This window comes from Enterococcus sp. 3H8_DIV0648 (genome assembly GCF_002140655.1).
Taxonomy (GTDB): Bacteria; Bacillota; Bacilli; order Lactobacillales; family Enterococcaceae; genus Enterococcus_A; species Enterococcus_A hulanensis.
Map to the genome: position 1 here is coordinate 535,989 of NZ_NGLG01000002.1, position 2,833 is coordinate 538,821.

The 2,833-nt window shown below is 37.0% G+C and carries 4 protein-coding genes; all 4 read right to left on the bottom strand.

Annotated elements, in window-relative coordinates; all coding sequences use genetic code 11:
- Window positions 1-648 (bottom strand): hypothetical protein (locus A5875_RS23850; protein ID WP_217809357.1); only part of this gene is annotated, 648 nt, incomplete at its 3' end.
- The gene (locus tag A5875_RS18880; RefSeq protein WP_088935124.1) at window positions 641-1,006 is read right to left on the bottom strand and encodes a hypothetical protein; all 366 of its coding nucleotides are present in this window, start codon (window positions 1,004-1,006) and stop codon (window positions 641-643) included. The genes A5875_RS18880 and A5875_RS23850, both read right to left, overlap by 8 nt.
- Complete coding sequence (locus tag A5875_RS18885) at window positions 985-2,049, bottom strand: DUF916 and DUF3324 domain-containing protein (RefSeq protein WP_088935125.1); 1,065 nt, start codon at window positions 2,047-2,049, stop codon at window positions 985-987. Before A5875_RS18885 ends, A5875_RS18880 begins: the two co-directional genes overlap by 22 nt.
- A gap of 56 nt (window positions 2,050-2,105) precedes the next feature.
- A complete protein-coding gene (locus A5875_RS18890) occupies window positions 2,106-2,756 on the bottom strand; it encodes a WxL domain-containing protein (protein ID WP_088935126.1) in 651 nt (216 codons plus the stop codon).
- Window positions 2,757-2,833 lie beyond the last annotated feature (77 nt).

Below are 2,833 nucleotides of genomic sequence, written 5' to 3' on the forward strand. Positions count from 1 at the left end.
ACTACAATCTAACTCTATTAGTTCTGTGTTCTTGCTGACATCCAAATTCACGATTCCAGTGTTTGCGCATTTGAGTGTTTTCAATTGTTTCAACTTTCCAAGATCAAAACCAATTTCTGCCAATTCTCTATTAAGAGTAACATCTATTGTCATTAATCCAGTGGCAAATTCAAGTCCCTTTAAAGAGACCAGCTTCCTATCCTGCAAATCAACCTCTGTTAATTTGGCGAGATTTTCTTTAGTGATTGCACCGGATCCGACAATGTTCATGTAATTTGCTCTCAACGCGGCCGCCAGAACACTATCAATATCATATGGTTTCGAGTCCCCGGGTTTTCCTTCCACGAGTACTGTACTTGCAAGAGGTTTAATGCTTTTATCGTTAGTGCTTTTCTTTTCACTGGTTTGTGCGCTTGATTCAGTCGTTTCTTTTGAATGAGATTCAGTATCCTTTGATGTATTACTTGTCGATTCCTTGCTACTTTCAACAAGATCGCTCGCAGCGGATTCAATCGAAGCTTCACTACTTTCAACAGAGGATTCTACTTTGTAAGAACCACTGGATTGAGTTGTAGAAATTGCTTCGTATGAGTTTACAGGTAAAAACAACAACACAAGACACAATTTCAACGCTTTTGAATTAATCATTTTCATCCTCCAATCTCAATCGGAAGAATACGTACAACCAAAAGTAAATGACTAAACATAACATACCCAAAGACTCTAAAAGGCCCATTCCGGTTTGATCTCCTGTTTGTGGAAGTCGTTTCCGACTACTTGATGCCACAATATCTCTTCCGCTAGTCAGTGGGAGTACGTTCATTGGTTTTTCCTTCTGAATAAAAGATTCCGGAGTTTTATTATTATCCGCCTCACTAATTCTAATATTGATACTGCTTGTTTGATCAGATGCAAAGGCCGGAATGCAAAATGAAAGACTTGTCGCAATTATCAAAACAACATATTTCATCTTTCTCACAACCTTCACTCCCTTTCTTTTTTCCATTGATTCTGTCTTCTAAACAGATAAACAAATAGAACAACCATTCCAATTATTAAAACTATTGCTACCCAAGGCACCCATTTAGGAACTGTGATCTTAAAGACCGATTTCTCTTCTGTTTCATTAGCCTCTTCTTTATCGACTGTAAATGTCCTCTCCCATTTCCAAATGCGATCATCTCCTTCAGCTTTCCCCTTGAATACATAGGTTCCCGGTTTAAAATATTCGACGCCTACTGGAATTTCAAAATTGAAATTCGAATTTGGTGCAACCGAGAAATTTTCCATTGATTCATTAAACAGCTTTTTATTGTTCCCCTTATTTATAATTTGACCACTAATTTTCATCTTCTGTAAAACTTTAGGTTGATCATTTTGAATCTTTGCCGCAATCACTTTTCGTCCATTAGACAAACGTAATTTTACATTTTTCAAATGTAGGTTTGCTCCGTGATTGAAAGGTTTTTCGTCTTCAGTAACCATCAATGCTATTACATATGCATATTCGGCACTTAGCTCGTTCTTTCGTTTTTTTGCTTCTTCTTTATTCGTAAATCGAAGTGATCCCAGCTTTACACCAGAAAATGCTTTTTTTGGCGGATTGATATCGATTTCTACGATTTTCTCTTCAAAATTTTGAACAACTACATCTTTACTTTTAACTTTTACAAAACTTGTGATCGGCTTACTTAGACTTGGATCTAACTGAGGATCATTTTGAGCATAATCTATCGCCCCTACAGAACTACTTACTGCATTATGAACATCAATAGCAACTGTAACAGGTTCCTTTTTTAGACTTCTAATTTTCACTTGAATCGTTTGAGGTGAATTTGGTTGTAATGCCAAATGAAAGTAGGTTTTCGTGGTATCCACTTGATTATCTGGAATGATACTTTCCACTGTAAATCCAGCTGGGCTTTGCTCTGTTTTGTCCTTATCATCTGAATCTGCAAAACTATGAACTGGAAACGTAAAAATCAGTGAAATGACTAGTAAACCGAAAAAGAATTTTGGAATATATTTTTTACAAAAGTATTTAACCATATCATCCTCCGAAAAAGAAGGAGCAGGAATTTAGTATCCTGCTCACCTCTATACAATTAAATCGTATCTTCCAAAGTCCAGTTTATTTTACCAGAGTACTGACGTCCGGAAGCTGCTGATCCTTTTGGTACTGATAACTCGATGTTCTCCATTTCAAGAACTGAGAAACCTTGATGTGTTTTGCCAGCGGCACCTTCATCATGCATTACGTCGATCGCAGTTGCGCCTTGTGCTAATGTGTACTGTGCGTCGTTAACTACAGCGGTACCTGTTCCATCAATGATTGAACCAGGAACTTCTGGAGTTGCTGTTCCTTGATAACCTTTTTTACCAGCATCAAACTTTAATTCAGCCCCAACTAATTCAATAGAACCACTTTGTAGTTTGCTTAAACCAGCGGTAAGTTTCCAAACACCATCCGTCTTATCACGTACATCATTGACAACAATGTATTTGTTTTTTCCAGTATCTTCCGAATACACTTCAGCGGAATTAGCTACTTCGTTCGTCAAACCAAAATCAAAAGTTTTTGGAGCCCATTTGATTTCCAAATCTCCAGGTCGAGTACCTGGTGAATAATCAGTAAACCCAATTCCGATATCTGTTTGAGCATCATCACCTGTGTCATCAGCAAAAGCTGTCACACCTGATAATCCAAAACCTAACACTGTTGCACTTACTAAAACACTTGCTAATACCTTTTTCATTACTACTTCTCTCCCTTAATTTTTCTTTTTTATATCTAAACATATTAAAATATGTAGATACCTACCAAATAGGCTAA

Bases quoted from the DNA above. Each gene is read 5' to 3' on its own strand.
- A5875_RS18880 (WP_088935124.1), bottom strand. From the start codon at position 1,006: ATGGAAAAAAGAAAGGGAGTGAAGGTTGTGAGAAAGATGAAATATGTT.
- A5875_RS18885 (WP_088935125.1), bottom strand. From the start codon at position 2,049: ATGGTTAAATACTTTTGTAAAAAATATATTCCAAAATTCTTTTTCGGT.
- A5875_RS18890 (WP_088935126.1), bottom strand. From the start codon at position 2,756: ATGAAAAAGGTATTAGCAAGTGTTTTAGTAAGTGCAACAGTGTTAGGT.